The sequence below is a fragment of the Gordonia liuliyuniae genome, assembly GCF_021738805.1.
GTDB lineage: Bacteria > Actinomycetota > Actinomycetes > Mycobacteriales > Mycobacteriaceae > Gordonia > Gordonia liuliyuniae.
This window is the reverse complement of record NZ_JAKKOR010000005.1, coordinates 126,628-147,808: the sequence shown is the minus strand read 5'-3', so window position 1 is coordinate 147,808 and position 21,181 is coordinate 126,628. Positions and strand designations below refer to the sequence as shown.

16 protein-coding genes are annotated in these 21,181 nt (G+C 66.9%); 7 read left to right on the top strand and 9 right to left on the bottom strand.

The window, feature by feature from the left end; genetic code table 11:
* Position 1: 1 nt before the first annotated feature.
* Both L5G33_RS06275 and L5G33_RS06270 read left to right on the top strand, forming a co-directional pair.
* A complete protein-coding gene (locus L5G33_RS06275; protein WP_372476865.1) occupies positions 2-1,408 on the top strand; it encodes an MFS transporter in 1,407 nt (468 codons plus the stop codon).
* Positions 1,405-2,019 (top strand): RBBP9/YdeN family alpha/beta hydrolase, encoded by a 615-nt coding sequence (locus L5G33_RS06270; protein ID WP_236997303.1) that lies wholly within the window; start codon positions 1,405-1,407, stop codon positions 2,017-2,019. Before L5G33_RS06275 ends, L5G33_RS06270 begins: the two co-directional genes overlap by 4 nt.
* Before the next feature lie 3 nt (positions 2,020-2,022).
* On the opposite strand, the gene L5G33_RS06265 is transcribed toward L5G33_RS06270, so the two are convergent.
* Together L5G33_RS06265 and L5G33_RS06260 are read right to left on the bottom strand one after the other, a co-directional pair.
* Positions 2,023-3,288 (bottom strand): HRDC domain-containing protein, encoded by a 1,266-nt coding sequence (locus L5G33_RS06265; RefSeq protein WP_372476874.1) that lies wholly within the window; start codon positions 3,286-3,288, stop codon positions 2,023-2,025.
* Positions 3,285-3,917: a DUF3000 domain-containing protein gene (locus L5G33_RS06260; protein WP_236997301.1), complete on the bottom strand. Its 633-nt coding sequence runs from the start codon at positions 3,915-3,917 to the stop codon at positions 3,285-3,287. Before L5G33_RS06260 ends, L5G33_RS06265 begins: the two co-directional genes overlap by 4 nt.
* Before the next feature lie 136 nt (positions 3,918-4,053).
* Here L5G33_RS06260 and hemE point away from each other — a divergent pair, with 136 nt between their 5' ends.
* Genes hemE through hemQ form a run of 3 tightly spaced genes read left to right on the top strand, consistent with a single transcriptional unit; the run spans position 4,054 to position 7,242 of the window.
* Complete coding sequence (gene hemE / locus L5G33_RS06255) at positions 4,054-5,079, top strand: uroporphyrinogen decarboxylase (protein ID WP_236997635.1); 1,026 nt, start codon at positions 4,054-4,056, stop codon at positions 5,077-5,079.
* Positions 5,076-6,509: an FAD-dependent oxidoreductase gene (locus L5G33_RS06250; RefSeq protein ID WP_236997300.1), complete on the top strand. Its 1,434-nt coding sequence runs from the start codon at positions 5,076-5,078 to the stop codon at positions 6,507-6,509. Before hemE ends, L5G33_RS06250 begins: the two co-directional genes overlap by 4 nt.
* 37 nt (positions 6,510-6,546) lie before the next feature.
* Complete coding sequence (hemQ, locus tag L5G33_RS06245) at positions 6,547-7,242, top strand: hydrogen peroxide-dependent heme synthase (RefSeq protein WP_236997299.1); 696 nt, start codon at positions 6,547-6,549, stop codon at positions 7,240-7,242.
* Positions 7,243-7,387: 145 nt separating this feature from the next.
* Here the strand turns inward: hemQ and msrB are convergent, their stop codons facing one another.
* From msrB to L5G33_RS06225, 4 genes are read right to left on the bottom strand one after another with little or no spacing between them, the layout of a single operon-like run.
* Positions 7,388-7,834 carry a peptide-methionine (R)-S-oxide reductase MsrB gene (gene msrB / locus L5G33_RS06240; RefSeq protein ID WP_236997298.1) on the bottom strand — a complete coding sequence of 149 codons (447 nt, stop codon included), beginning with the start codon at positions 7,832-7,834 and terminating at the stop codon, positions 7,388-7,390.
* A 19-nt stretch (positions 7,835-7,853) separates the two neighbouring features.
* Positions 7,854-9,086: a glycosyltransferase family 87 protein gene (locus tag L5G33_RS06235; RefSeq protein ID WP_236997297.1), complete on the bottom strand. Its 1,233-nt coding sequence runs from the start codon at positions 9,084-9,086 to the stop codon at positions 7,854-7,856.
* A gap of 35 nt (positions 9,087-9,121) precedes the next feature.
* Entirely contained in the window at positions 9,122-10,678 is a 1,557-nt protein-coding gene (locus L5G33_RS06230) for an alpha/beta hydrolase (protein ID WP_236997296.1), read from the bottom strand.
* Between the two features lie 10 nt (positions 10,679-10,688).
* Positions 10,689-11,465, bottom strand: a complete 777-nt coding sequence (locus tag L5G33_RS06225; protein ID WP_236997295.1) for a dihydrofolate reductase family protein — start codon at positions 11,463-11,465, stop codon at positions 10,689-10,691.
* A gap of 20 nt (positions 11,466-11,485) precedes the next feature.
* Between L5G33_RS06225 and zapE the strand changes: the two genes are divergently transcribed.
* Positions 11,486-12,505 carry a cell division protein ZapE gene (gene zapE, locus L5G33_RS06220; protein ID WP_236997294.1) on the top strand — a complete coding sequence of 340 codons (1,020 nt, stop codon included), beginning with the start codon at positions 11,486-11,488 and terminating at the stop codon, positions 12,503-12,505.
* Between the two features lie 50 nt (positions 12,506-12,555).
* Here zapE and L5G33_RS06215 read toward each other — a convergent pair whose 3' ends face one another.
* The 3 genes from L5G33_RS06215 to L5G33_RS06205 form a co-directional block, all read right to left on the bottom strand.
* Complete coding sequence (locus L5G33_RS06215) at positions 12,556-13,137, bottom strand: GNAT family N-acetyltransferase (protein ID WP_236997293.1); 582 nt, start codon at positions 13,135-13,137, stop codon at positions 12,556-12,558.
* 44 nt (positions 13,138-13,181) lie between these two features.
* On the bottom strand, positions 13,182-16,559 hold the full coding sequence (locus tag L5G33_RS06210) for a DUF499 family protein (protein WP_236997292.1): 3,378 nt from the start codon (positions 16,557-16,559) through the stop codon (positions 13,182-13,184).
* A gap of 121 nt (positions 16,560-16,680) precedes the next feature.
* Positions 16,681-19,455 (bottom strand): DUF1156 domain-containing protein, encoded by a 2,775-nt coding sequence (locus L5G33_RS06205; protein WP_236997291.1) that lies wholly within the window; start codon positions 19,453-19,455, stop codon positions 16,681-16,683.
* Between the two features lie 159 nt (positions 19,456-19,614).
* Here L5G33_RS06205 and L5G33_RS06200 point away from each other — a divergent pair, with 159 nt between their 5' ends.
* Complete coding sequence (locus L5G33_RS06200; protein ID WP_236997290.1) at positions 19,615-21,180, top strand: DUF222 domain-containing protein; 1,566 nt, start codon at positions 19,615-19,617, stop codon at positions 21,178-21,180.
* The last annotated feature ends 1 nt before the right edge of the window (position 21,181 follow it).

Genomic DNA, 21,181 nt, shown 5'->3' with positions numbered 1-21,181 from the left:
AATGGCCCTCATGTCTCCTCGCCCGGGTGTCGACATGTCGGACGCGGTGGAGCGGTCGGCGGGGCACCCGTCCCGCCGACGGCTCTATCCGTGGATCGTCTTCGCCTTGGCGTTCGCGCTGCTCCTGTCCGATTACATGTCGCGACAGGTGCTCTCGGCCGTCTTCGTGCCACTCGGCCAGGAGCTCGACCTCGACAAAGGACAACTGGGATCACTGATCTCGGTCGTCGCATTGATGGTCGGCCTACTCACCCTCCCCGTGTCCATCCTCGCCGACCGGTGGGGTCGTGTTCGCAGCCTGACCGTCATGGCGGTGGTGTGGTCGCTGGCGACGCTCGCATGTGCCTTCGCGCAGAGTTACGAGCAACTCCTGATCGCGCGCTTCTTCGTCGGAGCCGGGGAGGCAGCGTACGGCAGCGTCGGCATTGCCCTCGTCCTCGGACTGTTCGCGCCACGTGTCCACGCCGCACTCTCCGCGGCGTTCATGGCCGGCGGATCGTTCGGCACCATGATCGGCACCGCGATCGGCGGAGTGGTCGCCGTGCACGTCGGGTGGCGGTGGTCGATCGGTGCGATGGCGGTCCTCGGGCTCCTGCTCGTGGCAGCGTTCAAACTGATCGTCACCGAGGTCCGCGTCCGCAGAAGTCAGTACAACGGACCGGGGCGCAACAAGAACCCGCGCAACGAGAGCCCGCGCGAGGCCGATGACGTCACGTCGACCGACGTCGCGCCTGAGCCGGAGACCGGCGAGTTGCCGCCAGCGGTACGTGCCCCGTTGTCGAGCCTGTTCACCAACCCCGCGGTGATGTGTGCGTACATCGGTAGCGGCCTGCAGATGTTCATGGCGGCGGTGATGCTCACCTGGCTTCCGACGTACTTCAAAGAGTCGTACGGTATGGGCGTCGACGAAGCGGCGGGTACCGCGGCGGTGTTCGTGATGCTGGTCGGCAGCGGGATGATCGTCTGCGGCTGTGCCGCGGACAGGGTGAGTCGCACAGACACGACACGGAAGTGGACGATCGGCATCGCATTCTGTGGTGTGGCCTTCATCGCGCTGCTCACGGCGTTTCGGCTCGAGACAGGGCCCGGCCAGTTGATCCTGCTGGGGATCGGTGCGTTCTTCTGTGCCGGCTGCTCGGGAACGGCGGCCGCGACGGTTGCGTCGTTGACGCACAGGTCGGTGCAGGCGTCCGCAATGGGCACCCTGACATTGGCGAACAACCTGCTCGGACTGGCGGCGGCTCCGTTCCTGATCGGAGTCCTCGCGGACCACCTCACACTGCTGGGAGCTCTGCGAGTCGCGCCGCTGGTCTATCTTCCAGCTGTCGCCGCCATGTATATCGGCTATCGGCTGCATCCGCGCGGCGTGGCGAAGCTACGGGCGGTAACCGCGGGGGTGGCGCGATGAGCGGGCCGACCGTGGTCATCGTCCCCGGTCTGCGCGGCATCGCACCCGAGCATTGGCAGGAACGGTACGCCGCACGCGTCAGTGACGCGGTGACCGTGCCGTTCCCGGCGGTCGACGACTGGCACGACCTTGCAGCGCGGTCCGATCTGATCGACGACACGGTCAGGTCAGTCAATGGTTCCGTGATCCTCGTCGCACACAGCGCGGGCGTGCTGGCCGTGGTCCACTGGGCTCGCGGGCGCGCCGCCGGCCAGGGCCCGGACGGTCAGGATTCGGCGGGCGGGGCGGTCGCCCGGGTCGCCGGCGCACTGTTGGTGACGCCACCGGATTTCGGCGTCGACTGGCCGCAACCACATCCGCGTCCAGCTGAACTCTCGGCGCGAGGATGGGAACCGATCTCGCGGCGGCGCCTGCCGTTCCCGTCGATTCTTGCGGTGAGTCGCGATGATCCACTCGCCCGGTACCGGACGGGCGCCGGTCTCGCGGAAGTGTGGGGGAGCAGGCTCGTCGACCTCGGCGACGCCGGTCATCTCAATCCGGCGTCAGGGTACGGCGAGTGGCCGATGCTCGAACCATTGCTGACCGAATTATCATCCCGAGTCGTGGGATGACAACTAGTCGGAGGTAGTCGCCGGCCCGCTGGCAGGCGGGTCCAGCGCCTGCTCGATCGCCTCGGCGGCCAACCCCACCTGCCAGGGGCGGGCGCCGAGTTCGGTGAGTCGCGCTGCGACGTCGACGCCGTCGGTGAGCCCGAACCAGCAGAAGTCGCGGACCACCGACGGCGCGAGCAGATTCTCGGCAGGCACACCGATCGACTCGGCGAGCTCTTTGACCGCCGGGCGCACCGCGTGCGCGCGAGCCGCCGCCACGGGGTGCTTCGGTTCCCACCGATTGATCGGCGGCACACCTGTCTGCGGTGACTTCTTGGGCGGTAGTTCGGCCTCCGGCAGAGTCCGCGCGCGATCGATCGCGGCCAGCCAGGTGCTCGCCTGTCGGCGTTGGCGCGGGCCGCCGAACACCGGCAGTGCGGTGAGCTCGGCCACGCTCTTGGGGCTGGTCGTCGCCGCGTGCACAATCGCCGAGTCCGGGAGGATCCGGCCGGGGGCGATGTCGCGTCGTCGAGCGATCTCCTCGCGGGCCGACCAGAGTTCGCGGACGGTCGCCAACTGGCGGGCAGCCTTGAGTCCGTGGATACCGGATGTGCGCCGCCACCGGTCGGTCTTTGGTTCGGCAGGCGGGCGGGCGAGCACGGCGGCGAACTCTTCGAGCGCCCACTGGTCGCGGCCGGTCTCACGCAGGGACGCGCTGACCGCGTCGCGCAGTTCGACGAGGACTTCCACGTCGAGCGCCGCGTAGTTCAACCAGTCGTCGGGCAGCGGGCGCCGCGACCAGTCGGCGGCGCCGTGCCCTTTGGCGAGCCCGAGATGCAGGAACTCGGCGACCATCGCCGCCAGATTGACCTTCGGGACGTTCAGGAGACGGCCGGCCAGCTCGGTGTCGAACAGGTTCTCGCACACGAATCCGAGTTCGCGGAGACACGGCAGGTCTTGATCGGCCGCATGCAGGATCCACTGCGGCCCCGTCATCACGTCGATGATCGGTGTCAACGCTTCAGGGTGGGGGATCGGGTCGAGTAGGAAGCTGCCCGACCCGGTCCGGCGCAGTTGGACGAGGTAGGCCCGTTGGGAGTATTTGAATCCGCTCGCGCGCTCGGTGTCGACGGAGATCGGTCCGGTGCCCGCGGCCAGACGTGCGGCGACCGATGCGAACTCGTCGGGCGTCGACACGACCGAGGGGACGCCTTCGCGCGGCGCGGTCAACGGAACGACCGGCGTCTCCGGCTCCTGGTCGGTGTCGGTATCGCTCACCGAACGCCTCAGACCGCGCCGAGCGACGAGACGCCCGCGGGCGGCAACCCGGCGACCGAGGCCAGCACCTCGCAGAACGCTTCCAGGTGCACTGAGAGGTCAGCGCCGGTCGCGGTCCACGACGCACGCAACTCCAGCTGATGCGACTGCGGCGGGCCTGCGATGTCGCCGTACCGCACCGAGGTCGTCGCGGTCACGGTTCCGCCGAGTGCCCGGACCACCGGCTCGTCGCTGCCGAACGGCGGCGTCGACTCGGTTTCGTCCGCGGGGACGCCGAGGGCTTCGGCCAGCCAACTCCACGCGACCTGTGGCAGCAGCGGATCGGCGGCGAGTGCGGCCTCGACCTCGGCCTGAATGAACGCGACGAGGCGGAACGTGCCGTTCCACGCATCCTGTCCATCCGGGTCATAGAGGAGGACGAGACGACCGAAAGAGCTGCCTGCCGAATCGGTCGGCACCTGGTTGGGGTCAGTGTCGTCCGGCGGACGGACTTCGACACCGAGCGCGTAGCTGTAGGGCGCGAGACGCTGCGGGGGACGGATCGAACCGACTTCGATCTCCGACCGCACCGTCGCAGCGTGCAGCGACTGCACGGCGTCGCGGAACTCGGTCGGTTCCGTCGGGGCTCCAGAAGTGGTCACGGCCGTCAGGGTAGGCCGCGTGTCGACCCGGGTGGCGGAGGCGCGCCGGAATTATGGGGTGTGAGCGGGCGTACCGGGCATCAGATGGCACAGTGAAGACATGACTACGGTGCGTGCCCGTCGAATCTCGACCGAAATGCCGCTGATCGCCGCCGCCACAGGCAAGACCCCGGCCCGTCGACCCGTGTGGTTCATGCGGCAGGCGGGCCGTTCCCTCCCCGAATACCGGGCGATCCGCGTCGATCGCGGAATGCTCGAATCGTGCTTCGACGCCGAACTCGTCTGCGAGATCACCATGCAGCCGGTCCGCAGGCACGACACCGATGCGGCCATCTTGTTCTCCGACATCGTGGTGCCGTTGAAGGCTGCGGGCGTCGACCTGGACATCGTTCCCGGCACCGGCCCGGTCATCGCGTCGCCGATCCGCACGGCCGCTGACGTCGCAGCCCTGCCTCGACTGGAGCCGGAAGCGGTCGGGGCGGTGACCGCGGCGATCGGCCTCCTCCTGAAGGAACTGCCGCCGACGGTCTCGCTCATCGGTTTCGCGGGCGCGCCGTTCACCCTCGCGTCGTACCTCATTGAGGGCGGCCCGAGCCGCACCTACGAGAACACGAAGCGGATCATGCTCGGCGATCCCGACCTGTGGCACACGCTGATGGGTCGGCTCGCCGATCTCACGATCGCGTTCCTGCAAGCACAGATCGACGCGGGCGTCGACGCCGTCCAACTGTTCGACTCGTGGGCGGGCACCCTGTCGGAGGCCGCATACGAAGCGTTCGTGGCGCCGCACTCGTCGCGGGTGATGGCCGAGATCGAGAAGTACGGGGTGCCGCGCATCCACTTCGGCGTTGGCACCGGGGAGATCTTGAACGCGATGACACGCGTCGGCACCGACGTGATCGGCGTCGACTGGCGGACCCCGTTGGACCTCGCCGCGCAGCGTGTGGGTCGCGACGTCGCGATCCAGGGCAACCTGGACCCGACGGCGCTGCTCGCCGGGCGTGAGGTGGTCCGCGGCGAGCTGTCCCGCATCGTCGCCGAAGGCGAACGCGCGATCGCCGCGGGCACGCCGGGGCACATCGTGAACCTCGGGCACGGCGTCCTGCCGAACACCGAGGCGGACGCCGTCACGCACGCCGTCGAGCTCGTCCACTCGCTGTGACCGTGCGGGTCGCGGTCGTCGGTGCCGGTGTCTCCGGACTGACCGGCGCCTACGACCTGCGTCGCCTGCTCGGCGACGAGACCCGAATCGACGTCTTCTGCGCCGATGAGGCGCCCGGCGGCATCCTCGCGTCGGCGACGGTCGGCGGGCGGCCCCTGGACGTCGGGGCGGAAGCGTTCATCGTCCGACGTCCCGAAGCCCGTGACCTGGTGATCGAACTCGGGCTCGGCGGCGACATCGTCGCACCGGGCGCGCTACGCCCCGCTGTGTGGTCGGGTGGAGCCCTCCACCACCTTCCGTCGCCCGCGTTGATGGGGATCCCCGCGACTCCCGCCGCGCTCGGTGGTCTCGTCGACGACGCGCAGCGACGCATCGTCGAATCCGAGGAGGACCGACCGCTGGAGTGGACGCCCGGAGCGGACGTCGCGGTCGGCGATCTCGTCGCGGATCGGTTCGGCGAAGTCGTCGTGGCCCGAGCCGTCGACCCGATGCTGGGCGGCGTGTACTCGGCGCGGGCTCGTGACCTCGGCCTGCGGGAGGCGATTCCGGCGCTCGCTGCCGCCCTCGACGCGGGCGCCCCGTCGTTGACCGCTGCCGTCGGCGATGTGCTGTCCCGACCGACCGGGACCGGCCCGGTGTTCGGCGCATTGCGCGGCGGATACCGCACGCTGGTGAATGCTCTCGTCGACGCGGCCCGAGCCGACCTGCACGTCGGTGCGGTCGTGCGCGGTGTGCACCGCGTCGGTGCACGCTACGACCTGGACGTCGCAGGCCACGATGGTGCGGACGAGCTAACAGGGAGCGGTGCGACGGGATACGACGCGACGGGATATGACGCGACGGGATACGACGCGGTGCTCGTCGCGGTCCCCGTGTGGACGGCCGGATCGCTGCTCGGCTCGGCGGCTCCCGACGCGGGCGCCGCATTCTCCGGCGTCGACGCGGCGGGTTCGGCTGTCGTCGCATTCGCGGTGGACGGCGAGACCCCGCAGCATTCCGGTGTGCTCGTCGCGTCGGACGCCGCCGACCTCTCGATCAAGGCGATCACGTTCAGCAGCCGTAAATGGCCGCACCTCGCCGGTGCGGGCGGACGTTCGGTGCTCCGTGCGTCGTTCGGCCGGCTCGGCAAGCCCGTCGTCGACACCGACGACGACCTGGTGGCCGCGGCCACCGCTGACCTCCGGACCGTGTTCGGTGCGGCGGGCCTCGCTGCTCCCGACGTCGTCGAAGCCGCAGTACAACGGTGGCCGACGGGGCTGCCCCACTACGGCCCGGGACATCTGTCGGCGATGGCGGCCGGAGTGGTCTCGCTGCCTGCCGGGATCGCGGTCGCAGGCTCCGGCTACCGGGGGGTCGGGGTGCCGGCGTGTATCGGGACTGCGCGCGACGCCGCGGCGACGCTGGCCGCACACGTGAACGCCCTCACCTGACGGCGATGCGGTATCCGAGCGGTGGCACGATGGGAGTATGAGCCGCTTGGATTACGCAGAAATCAACTCCACTCTCCGCTATCTGATGTTCTCGGTGTTCACCGTGCGCGCCGGGGAACTGCCGGAGGACCGCGCCGAGGCCGTCGCCGACTTCGAGCGTTTCATCACCGAAGTCGAGGACACAGGCGTTGTCGTGCGCGGCGTCTACGATGTGGCTGGCATGCGCGGCGACGCCGACTTCATGTTCTGGTGGCACGCGGAGACCATCGAAGCCTTGCAGGCCGCCTACTCGTCGTTCCGCCGCACCACGATCCTCGGGCGGGCCAGCGACCCGTTTTGGAGCGGTGCGGCGCTGCACCGTCCCGCCGAGTTCAACAAGAGCCACATCCCGGCGTTCATGGCGGGGGAGGAAGCAGGCGCGTACGTGTGCGTCTACCCGTTCGTCAGGTCGTACGAATGGTATTTGCTGCCCGACGAGGACCGACGCAAGATGCTCGCCGACCACGGCATGGCCGCCCGCGGCTACAAGGACGTGCGCGCCAACACAGTGCCGGCGTTCGCGCTCGGCGACTACGAGTGGATCCTCGCGTTCGAGGCTGCCGAACTCGACCGCATCGTCGACCTCATGCGTGACCTGCGTGCCACCGAGGCCCGCAATCACGTCCGCGTCGAGATCCCCTTCTTCACCGGCCCTCGCGTCGAGCCCGGCAAGCTCGTCGCCGCGCTGCCCTGACGAGTGCTGCCCTGACGCCGCACTGCCCTGACGCCGCACTGCCCTGACGAGTGCTGCCCGCGTGCCGGTCAGGCTCGTGCTACTGAAGGACTCGTCGTACCGATCGGGCGGAGTCGAGGTCTCGACTCCGCCCGACCAACGAGGATCAGCTCTTCGGCGCGAGCCGCAGGCTGATCGAGTTGATGCAGTACCTCAAGTCGGTGGGCGTGTCGTACCCTTCGCCCGCGAAGACGTGACCGAGGTGGCTGTGGCAGTTGGCGCACAGCACTTCGGTTCGGCGTGCGCCGAGTGAGTCGTCGTGCCGTTCGATGACGGTGTCGCCCGCTAGCGGGGTGAAGAACGATGGCCATCCGCAGTGCGACTCGAACTTGGTCTCGCTGCGGAACAGTTCGGCGCCGCATGCGCGGCACTCGTACACGCCGACGTCCTTGGTGTCGGTGTACTCCCCGGTGAAGGGGCGTTCGGTGCCCGCCTGCCGCAATACCTGGAATTCGGCGGGCGACAGACGTTCACGCCACTCGGCGTCGGTGAGCCCGGTGAAGTCAGTCGGCCCAGCGGAGTCTCGGCTTCCGTTCGATGCGTCGTTCGTCATATGTCCCAGGGTAGACGCGTCACGCGACGGCTGTCGGCTCCCGGGAGTCGAGTTTGTCGGCGTCGGCGTCGAGCACTCCGTCGCGTCGCATGTCGAGGTATCGGAACAGCAGCGAGCAGAAGACGGCGATCATCAGCAGCGACCAGCCCCACGTGACCTTGCCGTACTCGAGGTAGCGGCCGAACGGTTCCCATTCCTTCGAGTAGAAGACGTCGAACGACAGGCACCCGTAGGCGCCGAGCCAGGCGGGCCAGTTGCGGACCGCCGATCCAGCGCGGACGACAGTCATCATCAGCGGGAACAGCATCATCGAGTAGTAGCCCTGGCCGAGGGCGCCGACGAGGAAGAACGTGCCGAGCAGCACGCCCGACGACGTCGCGAGCCACATCAACTCGTCGGTGCGCCGGTAGTAGCGGTACAGGAACCACAGGCTGAACACAGCCATCAGAGCGAACGCGATCCGCATCAGGAGCACCAGCCAGCCGTCGATGCCGAAGTAGGCTCCGTTGCCGGTGATGGAACTGTTGTAGTAGTCGCGCGACTCGAAGAGATACGGGGAGGTGCGTTTGACGAAGTCCATCGGGTCGTTCGACAACGGCCACGCGAGGACGTTGAGAACCAGCGGCACTCCGACGGCGGTGATCAGGATCTTCCACTGACGGTTCAGCAGGACGAGCAGCAGGAGCGGCGCGAGGATCGGTTTGACGGCGAATGTCAGACCGATCGCGACACCGGCCCACAGATCCTGTCTGCGCAGCATCAGCATCATGAACGCGAGCATGCCGAGGAGAACGAACGCGTTGAAGTTCGTGAAGATCAGGGTGTGCGCCACGGTCTCGGTGCTGAAGAACGCGAAGATCAGCGCGGGGAAAATCCACGAGCGGTGGTCGAAGCCGAACAGTCGGGTCAACAGGTACGCGCACACGATCAGTACGACGACGCTGATCGCGATGAACAGCCACCGCGAGTTCTGCGGGTCGATGATGGCCAGCGGCGACATCAACAGGGTTCCCGACGGCGGATACAGGTAGTGCGGGTCGACCGTCTCGTAGTTCTCGTTGTAGACCGCACGCTGGTTGAGGAACGCCAACGCCGCGTTGTAGACCGGGGTGAAGTCGTCGGTGCGGGCACCGTTCACCGCCAGGATCAGTGACCGGTGGATCACCATCATGATGCTGATGGGCCAGAGGATCAGATGTCCGATACGGGTCGGATCAACGCGCGGGCGCAGGTAACGGTCTACTACGGTCACCCGCGAACCGTACTACATGCTGCCGACGAGATCGCTCACGCCGGACACGACCGCGCGGTGGGCGCCTTCATCGGGTCGGCGCCGAGATATTCGCGGAGGACGCCTGCGGCGCAGTCGCTGTGCGCGAGCACCGAGAATCCGAGGCCGTCCCAGGTGACGGCGGTCGGCGACGCTTTCGCCGCGGACAGCGTCTGGGTGAGTTGGTCGACCACTGCGCTCCCGTTGAACGGGTCGTTCGCTCCGACGAGGACCAGCGGGTTCACCGCGAGTGATTCGGGTGCGGCAGGCGCGTCGGTGCTGCCCCACCCGTCGCAGTCGGCAAGGTCGAGAGCGGTGGTGACCGCAGTCATCGCAGCGTCGTCGGACCAGTCGTCGACGAGGCCGGGCAACTCCTGCAGACCGGGTCTGCCTCGAAGGTCGTTGCACCGTCCGACGAGCCGTCCGTCGGTGCCGCGAAGGGCTTCGGCGTCGGACACGTAGGAGCGCAGGGCTGCGGTGTCGCCGCGACCTGCGTCTGCGATCGCTGCGCCGAGCTTCTTGAGGCCGGCGGGGGACATGTCGTCCAGTGCGATCGCGGTCGTGACGGCGGCGAGTACCTGTTTGTCGGACAGTCCGTCGAGGTCGTCGGCCGCCCCTGCGGTGATGACGCGGTTCAACGTTCCGGCGGCATCGCTGCCGAGCGCGCACCCGGTGTTGGCGCAGCGCTGCGCGAAGGCGGTCAGTGACTTCTGGACGCCGCGGGCGCGCGCGGCCGCGCTCTCTCGCGCGGGGATGTTGTAGCCGACTGGGGAGTCGAGGACGAGGCGCCCCACTTGGTCGGGATGGGCTGCGGCGTACCGCAACGCGATCGACGAGCCGTCGCCGACGCCGATGAGGCCGAGCCGGTCGACACCCCAGCGGTCGCGGAGAGCCTCGAGGTCGTTGGCTGCCGCGTCGATGGAGTAGGCGAGCTGATTCGGGGAGAGCGTCTCGGTGCAGAGATCGGCCCCCGCGCGGGCTGCTGTCCCGACCTCGGTGGCGCGGGCCTTCACGTCACGTCCGCGGCCTGCGGCGTTCGATGCGATCACGGTGCGCTGCGCGGCCGTCAGGCAGTCGACGGTCGCGCCGATCCCGGTGCCGCGGAAGTCGACCGCCACGACGGGGTTGCGGTCGAGAACGGCCTTTCCGTCGCCGTCGGCCAGCGCGAGCAGGGTGCGGGAGCTCGGTAGGTCGGTTCCGCTGGTGAGGACGAGTGGAGGAGCTTGTTTCGGTGTCGAGGCGGTGCTCGCGCGCATCGCGCCGATGCGGATGGTCTCGTCGGAGTCGGAGTCCAGGGGGACGTCGTAGGTCGCGCATTGGACAGTGATCCCGTCGGGGACGCCGACGTTGTAGGCCCTCTCTGTCTTGTCACCGCAGGAACGCCAGTTGAGGTCGTGCTCGGGAACCGTCAGGTCGGGGAGTTTCGGTGCCTCGGTCGTGTCGCCGCCGGGGTTGTCGCCGCGGACGATGTCCGGTCCGGTGTCCGGCCCCACCGCGCAGCCCGCCGCGAGGACGGTGACAGTGGTCGCCGCCAGCAGAGCGGCGGACAGTCGTGCGCGGAGCGTGGACGGCATAGCCGCGAGCCTACCGACCGGATGTGGTGTCGGAGTCGGGCACGGCCTCCCACAGTTGGTACAGGAAGCCTTCGTGGTCGCCGAGGACAGTGGTGGCGCGCATCGGGTAGGGGAGGCGGAAGGGGAGGGCGAGGTCCTGGTCTCTGATCGGTGTGGCTGCGCCGTGGGCGATCCGGGGTGCGTCGCCGAGGGCCAGGGTCGGGCTGACGGTGAGGACCAGCTGGTCGAGGACTCCGGCAGCGGCGAACGCGGCGAGTAGCCGGGGGCCGCCTTCGAGGTCGATGCGCGTGAGTCCTCGGGAGGCCAGTTCGGCGACGAGGACCACCGGGTCGACATCGTCGGTGCCGCAGTCGACGATCGTCGCCCCCGCGGAGGTCAGCCGCCTCCGAGCGTCGGCGGGCGCCGCAGTGCAGGTGGCGATGAGCACGTTCGGCGCGGCGACGGTCGTGAAGTCGTCCGGCAGCGCGAGTGTGCGCGAGGTGAGCACCAGAGGTGTGGGCGGGGTGTCGCCGTCCGGCACCCCTGGGCCGTATCCCTCGTCGACCGCGGTTTGGGCGCCGACGACGATCACGTCCGCGAGACGGCGCACCGTGTGGAAGACGAGGTGGTCGCCGTCGCCGCCCAACATGCCGGATCGACGGCCGATCGTCGCCGAACCGTCGACGCTGGCGATCATCATCGCGCGGACCGTCGGGGCGGTGCGATCAGGAAACGCGAGCACATGGGGCAGGTCGTCCGCTGTGACGTCTGTCGCTTTCTGCATGAGGAACATGAAGCCATCATCCATGTGGTCGATACCCTTACCGGATGCTGGCACGATTGAGCGACCGGAACCCTGTTCTGGCTCCCGACCAACTCATCGGTGAAATGGTTCCGCCGAGGATGTTCGACGAGGTGAGCTTCGACTCGTACATCCCCGACCCGAACGAGCCGAGTCAGGCGGCGGCGGTCGCTGCCGCCCGCGATTTCGTCGCACGCGCATCCACTGTCCGGTCCGGTGCCAAGAAGAAGGGCCTGTTCCGGAAGGCGTCGACGCCGGAAGGTATCGGCCTCTACCTGGACGGCGGCTTCGGCGTCGGAAAGACCCACCTGCTGGCGTCGGTCTACCACTCGATGCCCGGCCCCAAGGCATTCGCGACGTTCGGTGAGGTGACGAACGTCGTCGGCGCCCTCGGTTATCTCGACGCGCTGGATCGTCTCGCGGACCACAGCGTGCTGTGCATCGACGAGTTCGAGCTGGACGATCCGGGCGACACGATGGTTGTCTCTCGTCTACTGACCGAACTCGTCGCGCGTGGCGTGTCGATCGTCGCGACGTCGAACACCCTGCCGGGTCAGCTCGGTGAAGGCCGATTCGCCGCGCAGGACTTTCTCCGCGAGATCCAGAAGCTGTCGGCGATCTTCGAGACGATCCGAGTGGACGGCCCTGACTACCGTCACCGTGACCTTCCGCCCGCGCCCGAGCCGTCGAGCGACACCGCGCTCGAGGAGTTGGCCGCCGCCACCGAGGGCGCCACTCTCGACCGGTACGACGATCTCGTCGCACACCTGGCCAAGCTGCATCCGTCGAAGTACAAGTCACTCGTCGACGGTGTCACCCTGGTCTGCATCGAGGATCTGCGGCCGGCAGCCGACCAGGCTGTTGCTCTGCGTCTCGTCGCGCTCGCCGACCGCCTGTACGACGCGGAGATCCCGGTCAGCGTGTCGGGTGTGAAGCTCGACGAGATCTTCCCCCCGGAGATGGTTGCGGGCGGTTACCGCAAGAAGTATCTGCGGGCCACGTCGCGTCTGCTCGCGCTGTCCCGTTTCGCGGAGGCCGACGCGTAGGGGGCTGTTCTGCTGGTTGAGCGTCCCGGTGGTTGAGTAGAGCCTCGACCTTAGAGTTGCCGCCCCATCACGTGGTCGTGTTCCACCATTCCGTTCATGTCGAACGTTTTGGTCCCGATCTGGGTAAAGCCCATCTTGCGGTAGTACTTCTGGGCGCGTTCGTTGAGCTCGTTGACGCCCAGCCAGATGTAGTCGGCTCCGTGTTCGTGGGCGGCGCTGAGGGACGCCTGCATGAGCGCGTGCGCCGGCTTGGCGTCGTTGCGTGCGGCGTGATGGTCGGGGAGCACGTACATCTTGGACACTTCGGCGACGGCGTCGGCAGCGAGTGCGGTCGCTCCGTCGTCTGCCGATTCGAGAGCGGCGAGAACCTGCGGATCGTCCGGCCGCCCGTAGACGAGCAGCGCATAGCCGATCATCGCTCCGGTGCCGTCGTGCGCGGCGAGTACCTGTTTTCCCGGATCGGCGATGTACTCGGCGAACTTGTTGGCCGACAGGTGCGCGTCGATGTGGGCCGCGATGTTCTCGGGCTTCGAGTGCGGCGGGCACGCGAGCGGGAACGTCGCCGCGGCGACGGCGGCGACGGCTTCGGCGCGGGTCGATTCGGTGACGGTGCCGACGATCAGAGACTTCACCCGGTACACGATAGCGAGATTGCGGTCGTGGCCGAGCGGGTGAGTCAGCGCTCTTCGAACTCGGCTTGATCGAACCCGAGCACGCGAGAGTTCTCGGAGACGGTGCGTCTGGTGCGGTCGCTGAATCCGCTCGGGTTCTCCGCGGTCACTTCGAGGCGGATCTCCAGGCGTCCGTCGCCTGCGAGATGGCTGAGCACTTCGGTGTACAGCTCGTTGAAGTTCTTGGCGGGGAACGTGCTGTCGAGCGCGATCGAACCGAAGAAGCGGCGTCGCGTGTCGTCGGCGCGGCGGGTGTCGTCGCCGGAGGATGCGCCGGCTCCGCCCGCCCCGCCTGCGCGGTCGCCGGTGTTCTCCTGTTCGGTATCGGACGCACTGCCGGCGTTCCCGGCCTGCCGTACCTCGTCCTCGCGCTGGCGGACGGCGATGTGCGGTTGGACGATCAGCGTCGAGTCCGAGATGTGGAGCGTGGCGTCGTCGGTCGGCAGGTGGAGGCCGACGTAACTGCTCGTCGTCTCGTCGTACTCGTCGGCGAACGCGAACCCGTACTGCTGCCAGGTGATTGGATCGTCGGCGACCGAGTAGAGACCGTTGATCAGGACTTCGCGGTTCCGGAGACGTGCGAGGTAAGGGTAGGTGGCGTAGTAGCGGAGGAGCTGGCCGACGTGGAGATGGCCGGACGTCCAGGCGGACGCGAGCTTTCCGGTCAGATCGAGCGCGATCGTCGCGGACGCTCGAGTAGAGGCGATGACGTCGCCGAGCTTCGTGCTCGTCCGCAGGTAGAGGTCGTCTGAACTGCCGGTCACGCTGCTCGTCTCGATCCGGTACGTGCTCTCTCCGTCGGCTTGTTCCGGATAGAGAGCCCACGTGTAGGTCTCGAGGAGACGCGAGTCGACGATGTCATCGCTCGCTCCGCGTCGTTCGATCGCCTGCTTGGTCTGCTGACCGCCGAGACCGAGATCGTCGGCGCTGTCGGCGACGTGTTTCCACGCGAGGTGGGTGCGGACGGCGTCATCGAGTTCGTCGACCCGCTTCTCTTCGGCGGCGAGGAAGACGATCGAGTTCTTGTACGTGCGGATCGCGTTTCCACGTTGGGCGATTAGATCGGTCGCCCACGGGACCGCGGTCAGCTGGCCGCTGCGAGCAGTATGCGTGTACTTCATCGGGACCACGACGAGTCGGGCGTCGGTCTCGTCTGGCACGTCACTGGAATCTGGGAACACGTGGATCCCGGCGAAGACTTGGTCTTTGGTGGACTTGCGTTGTGCGGTGAGGCGCCGTTCCACCTCGGCCCAGACGTCGGCGGGAGAGAGTCCGGCAGCATGGTCGCGGGCGGCGCGCGTGATGTTGGCCTGGGTGTCGTACCAGTAGCGCGACGACTCGGTGTACAGGTAGGTCGACGCCCCGGTCAGCGCGTCGAGGGCGGAATGGAAGCTGCCGGGGACGTCGCCGGGCAGCGCGGCGCCCAGGAAGATCCGTGACTTCTCAGCACCCTTGTGGGCGGTGTGCAGTCCGGGGGTGGCGGCGATGAACACCGAACGCGCCAGACGCTGCGACACTCCGCGCTTGCCGAAGTACTCGTTGTCTTTGTCAGTGCGATATGGGACCGATTCGGTTCCTGCGACGTCGGTCGTGATGATCGCTTTGAACTCATCACCTAGGTACTTGGTGATCTCGGAGACTACGTCGGCGTCGCCCAGCGGCACTGTTCCGGGCATGATGAGCGCGCTCGAGTCCTGGGTGCGCCAGAGCGTACCGACCACCTTGTTCATCAACTGCAGGACACCGCGCGTTCGTTGGAATCGGTCGAGCGTCGACCAGTCCTGGTAGAGCCGGTCGAACAGTTCGGGATGGATCGGATAGCACTGCTTGATCCGGTCGATGTACTGGGAGTCGCGGACCTCCGCCGGGAAGTCGGTGTGGTGTTTGCGATAGAAGTCGACGGTCAACTTGGCGACGTTGTTGATTGTCGCGGAGGCGTCCGCGTCGGGAGCGGAGAAGATGCGTCTGCGGACGATCTCGAAACTCTCGTGCGCATTGGCGGGCTGCCACTGGTCGGCGGTGCGGCCCACGACGTTCTTGAGTCGGTAGAGGGCTTCCCGTCCGTACTCGCCGCCGACTTCTTCGTCGTTGACGTCGTCGCCGTCGTCGGCATTGGCCGAGGCGGGGATAGAGATGACGACTTGGATGCCGGGCGTCGCACGCGCGGCTTCGGTGAGAGTCTGGGCGAATGTGAACTGTGTGTCGAAGTCGCCTGCGGGCAGCCCGGTGGCATGAACCAGTTGGCGTGCGTAGGCCACCCATTCGTCGATCAGGATGACGGCGGGGGAGTACGCCTCGAACAGTTCGCGCAGGGAGGAGCCGGGATTGGTCGACGACCGGTCCGCTGCGGAGACGATCTCGTATGCGTCCTGGCCGCCGAGCTGCCAGGCGAGTTCACCCCACATGGTGCGGATGTTCGGACGGCCAGCCTCGTCGTTCTCGCGACCCGGAACCATCTGGTTTCCGACCAGAGCGACGCGACGGACACCGTGCGGCAGCGAATCGAGCGGTTGGGCGAGCGGTGCGACGTCGTCGCCGAAGGTCGAGCTCGATTCACCGGAGGCGAGGTGCCAGAGTGCGAGCATCGAGTGTGTCTTGCCTCCGCCGAAGTTGGTCTGCAGGTTGACCACCGGAGACGCATTGGCATCGCCGGTGAGACGAGCGACGTTGCGTGTGATCAGGTCGCGCAGACCTTCGGTGAGGTAGGTGCGCCCGAAGAACTCTGCGGGATCGGTGTACTCGGACTTGTGACGACCGCTCTTGTTCGCGACCGTGTAGAGGTCTGCGGCGAATTCGGCGGCGTTGAACTGGTCGCTCTGGATGTCGGGGTGCGGGCTGATCACCTCGCGCCAGGCGGGAAGATTATCGGACCCGGCCTGCAGGCTCGGCTGCTTGCGGGCGGCGCGGTCGTCTGCCTGCCGAGCGCCGATGGCGCGCACGTCGTCGCGGAGCTTCGCTACCTCCGCGGCTTCCTTCGGCGCGCCGATTGCCAGAAGGAAGCGGTGGCAGGTGTCGAGGTCGTAGGTCGCGTCGTCGTTCGAGAACGGTTCGTGATGTGCGTAGCGGTTCCGAACGTCGAGCAGCTGCGTGGCGCGGCCGGTGTCGGCCCGTGAGAGCCGCTTGCCGATCGGGTCCCAGCCTCGCTTGAACTTGTACGGCACGCTGTCGGTGACCATGCGGAGGCTGTCGTATGGGTCGAGGGGACTGAACTTCTTGTCGGAATGTGCGTTCGGCGCCTTCACCGCGCGGAGGATCTCGATCCACCCGCCGTCGAATCCTTGCGCAGTGAGTTCTGCGCCTACGGTCTCGTCGAGGAAGGTGTTCAACGCCGGCCCGAGAAGCTCGAACGCGGTATGAATCCGATCCCGATTGCTGACAGCCACAGTTCCTCCGTTCTTGAATGCAGCATGTGTTGTGCATTCAAGAACGGAGGTTATCGGAAGACTCGGACAGTTCTGTGGGTGCGGTAGGGCTACTGGCCGGTATCGCGAGATCGGTCGCCGATTATGTGAGTGTTCCCTGGATGCCGACGGCTGTGCGTGCCTGTCGCGCGACGTCGTGCCAGGCTGCGCCGAGGCCGTTGAAGCTGTTTGCGAGAGCTGTCGACTTGCGGTCCTCCGCGAGCTTGAACAGCAGCGACGCGAGTTCGCGGCAGAGGTCCGGGTCGATCGGCTCCGGTACGCGTGCGAGCAGACTTGCCGCTGCCGGTATGCCTTCCGAGTCGAGGGCGCGGACGAGATGCATCACGACCTCCCACTCGCTGATCGACGTGTCGGTCGACGGATCGTAATCGGCGGGCAGCTCGCCTGGCCCGATCAGCGCGAACTTTCCGCCGCCCTTCGTGACGATGCCTGACCGCTCAAGTGCGTCGAGCGAGATTCCGCGGGCGTTGGCGAGCGATTCGGCGTCACCGAACCGGCCTGCGGTGAACCCGGACTGCCGGAACCACGTCAGGGCGAACCGGGTCGGCGCATCGAAGTCGTTCTCCAACTCGCCGAGTACCTCGTCGAGGATGGCGTTGATCCGTTCGAGTGCGGTGCGAACGGTCATCTTGGATCCTGAGTCTTCCAGAACCGCGCTGTACTCGGAGAAGATCGCCATGCCCGGGCCGATCGCGGCCTGCGGGAGGTCGACCGGCGCGATGGCACCTTGCTGGAGTTCGCGGAGCTTGTCTGGGAGTTCGCTGCGGAGACGTGACAGGAAACCGCGGCGGTCGATCCGAGGCGCGTCCTCTGGTCGCGGGCGGAGTGCGAGCACGATGGATGAGGCGAGAGCGTTGGTGCCGACACTCAGCATGCGTCCAGCTCGCTCGGAGCGCATCGGCCAGGTAGCGGTGATTCGCCAACCGGAACGAATCATTCCCTCCAGGAGGGTCTCCCAGCCAGTCGACGCCTGCCCCGACTTCTCGACATCCTGCTGTTTGAAGGCGTAATAGACGGTGATCGGGAAGTCGTCGTGCGCACTCTCGCGAGCTAGGCGAAAGACTTCACGAAAGCCGTCCTCGAAGAACTTGTGAGCGCCATCCTTGCCGTCGTGGCGGTATGGGTTCGCGACGAGTTCCTCTGCCTTCGGTACGAGCAGCGTAGACAGGATCGAAGGGTGGACGTCTCGCAACGAGCGCCGTAGCCAGACGTAGAAGAAGTCAGAGAGGTCGGAGTATCCGATGTTGTCGTAGTAGGGCGGGTCTGTGGACAGTAGCGCGTGCGTTCTGACCTGCGCTATGGCGTCTGACTGCGATACGTTTGCCTCGCCGCGGGCAGCCGTCGAGCGTACTGCCGTTGCAACCGCGGCTATAAGTCGGTCCACTGAACCCGACGAATCGGCGAACACGTTTCCCTCGGCGAAGTCCCAACACATCGGGATCGCCTGTCGTGCAAACAGGTTGCGCAAGATCTCCATCTGAGGGTTACTCGCCCACGTCGTCAAGGACGACTGATAGTCAGTCAGGCGGCTAACTGCCATTCCCAGGTACGTCGCGACCGCATCCCCGTATGCCTCAGCGCCGGCACCGCCGTCGTCGAGGCGACGCCCGTTGTCCATGCCGGCCGCGCGTGCATCGCGGACCACAAGCTCTCGCGCTTCGCCGACGAGGTCGCTGAACGTGGTGAGCGCGGTGAGCTGCCGCGGAGTGAAGAGGGAGGCGAACGTGGTCAATCCATACTGTGGCGGTGAAAACCACCGAGGGTTGTCTGCAATCGTCCCGTTGGGGCCATCGGTGGGATCGACGATCTCGCCGGCATCGGATTGGCTCTTGCGCGGAGCCAGGTAGATGCGACGACGAATGCCTTCGGCGACGGTGGCGATAAGTTGCGTCCCGAATTGAGTCTGCAGCCCCTCGGCGCGAATGTACTTCAGTTCCACCGCTGTGCCGCAACGTATGCAGTGGGCGCCGTTGCGTCCGACCGTTCCGTCTGTCTCCTTCGTCGGCGCGTGCGCCACGTCGTGCCCGATCTCGTACCGGACGGTCTTCCCTTCGACAACGGGTACGACGTACGCCTCCTTGCCCTTCTTCTTGCCGAGCCACCAGGAGCGTACGAGTGGCATCGCGATCTGGCACTCCGGGTTCGGGCAGGTCACCGTCCGTGCCCAGATCCATGCGATCACGGTCGCTTCGGAGCCGTCCGGCAGCGTCGCCTTTGGATAGAGGTGGCCGATTCGCTGCTCGGCTTCGTCGCGCATCCACTGGCCGTAGCGTCGAACGTCCTCGGCGAGACCTGTTGCCCGCGGCCAGTCCTGGATGGTCTCGTCTGCGGCGCCAGGAAACACGGGTCGACGACCCGCGAACTTGGGTGGGATCTCGATCAGCGCCTTGTTGATGAGCACCGCGACCGGGTTCAGATCTGAGGCGTGGGCTTCCAGTCCGAGTCGCTGTGCTTCGAGTGGGATTGTTCCGCCACCGGCGAAGGGGTCGAGAATCGGAGGCGGATTGCCGTCGGTTGATTCCAGGATCTTTTGGTGTGCTTCGGCGAGGAGCCCGGCATCGTTGGAGTTCTCCCACACGACAAGGCGTTCCATGAGCTCGAAGAGGCGCTTGCGTTCTGCTCCCTGCTCGGCCTCGGTGGGGTAGAGGTCAGGACGAGAGGCGGGGTCGTCGACCAGTTGAGCGAACAAGACTGCGCGAGCAGCGGCCAGTGGTCGGCGCGCCCACCACAGGTGCAGCGTCGACGGATGGCCGTGACGAATCGACTTCTCGCGAGCCGACTCCTCGTTGATCTTCTGTAGCGGGATGCTGACCTCAATCAGCTTGCGGCGACCAACAGGTTGTGCATAAGTGGGCACGTTTCCTCAGTTCGGGATTTGAAGATGGAGGTGAACTGTACAGAATCGCACACCGAGGTATGCGATTGCCATCGTGGGTGTGCCGGGCCAGAGATAGGGGTATTGACCAATTTGGTGTTACCAAGTAATATCGAACACAAGTTCGATCGAGGGGGAGTAATGCAAACCACGCTGAGGAGCCAAGCGGCATCGACCGTCGAGGTCGACGGGGACTCGATCGTTATCCGGATCGCTAAGCCGCAGACGGCGGACGGGGCGGATGCCGACCAAGCTGCGCTCCTGCAATTTGCTGCTCGTGCGGACTCGTTCCAGGGGTTTATTCTCTGGCAGCGGTACGCCGCTGCGTATCAGGTGTGGCAGGCGAAGGTCGACGTCGCCGACGCCGCGGGCGCCGACGGCTTCTCCCGGATCTACGACCCGTTGTGCCAGACGGCTGCGTCGTACGCAGTGTTGACGGGCTCGAAGCAGTTCACTGCCGAGCGGTTCGTCGACCGCGCCATCGCTTGCATGGAACGCGTACCGGAACTCGGCAAGCTGATGCGCGACGGCGTGCTCACTCCGCTTTGGTTCCACGCTGCACTCGCCCAAACCGAAGCCGTTCTCGACGACGATCTGCTCGCGGTGATCGATAACGAAGCCGCCGGTCGGCTCCGCGGGATGGGCGGGCTCTCCAAAGACCGTGTGGCCAAGACGGTCAACGGCATCGTCGCCGAGCACGACGCCGACGCCGCTCGCGCAGCGACCGAAGCAGCGAAGGCGCGCAAGAAGGTCATCGCCACACCGGTCGACGCCGAACTCAGCGACGTCACCATCACGGCGGCGTCCGAAGACGCCGCGCTCATCATGAAATCACTCGATGCGGTCGCCGCTGGCGTGTGCGACGACGACCCGCGCAACAAGCAGAGTCGTCGCTCCGACGCCGCCGTCGCGCGACTCACCGGCACACAGTTCGCGTGCCGATGCGGCAACGACGGCTGCCCTGCCCGCCTCTCCGAGGACGAGATCGCAGAACGCTGCGCGAAGATCGTCCTGCACGTCGTCGCCCGTCGCGACACCCTCACTGGCGACTCCGAGACTCCGGCGTTTCTCGACGGGTTCGGGCCGATCTCCGCCGAGCACGCTCGTGAAGTCTCGGGTCGCACGGACACGGTCCACCGCGAACTCGACCTCGGCGACCTGATGGACGGCACCGCGCAAGCAGGCAACGGCTACCGACCCACCGCGGCCTGCGACACCGCGGTCCGCGCACTCCACGGACAGTGCTCAATGATCGGGTGCGACGAACCCGCTTGGCAGTGCGACCTGGACCACGTCCAGGAGTACGACCATTTCGACCCGGAGGCGGGCGGCCCGACCTGTCCGTGCAACCTCAACCCCAAATGCCGGTTCCACCACGGGCTGAAGACGCACGTCCCTGGATGGGTCGACGACCAGATCGTCGACGCAAACGGGATCGTGTGGACCGAAGTCACCACACCCGAAGGAATCACCGTTCGCGCCCAAGCGCTCAACTCGTGGCTCCTGCCCGAACTCGGACTCCTACCGTGCACGCACCCGGCGCCCGTCGGGGCGGCGACAGTGCGCGACGCCGGACCCGGACCACAGCGGGAGGTCACCCGCACCCAGGCTAAGCATCGTTATCGGATGCAGATCCGGGCGGCCAACCGTCGCGCGCGAGGCGCGACCGCGGCCGCGTTCGTCTCCTGGGGCGAACCGCCGTTCTGAC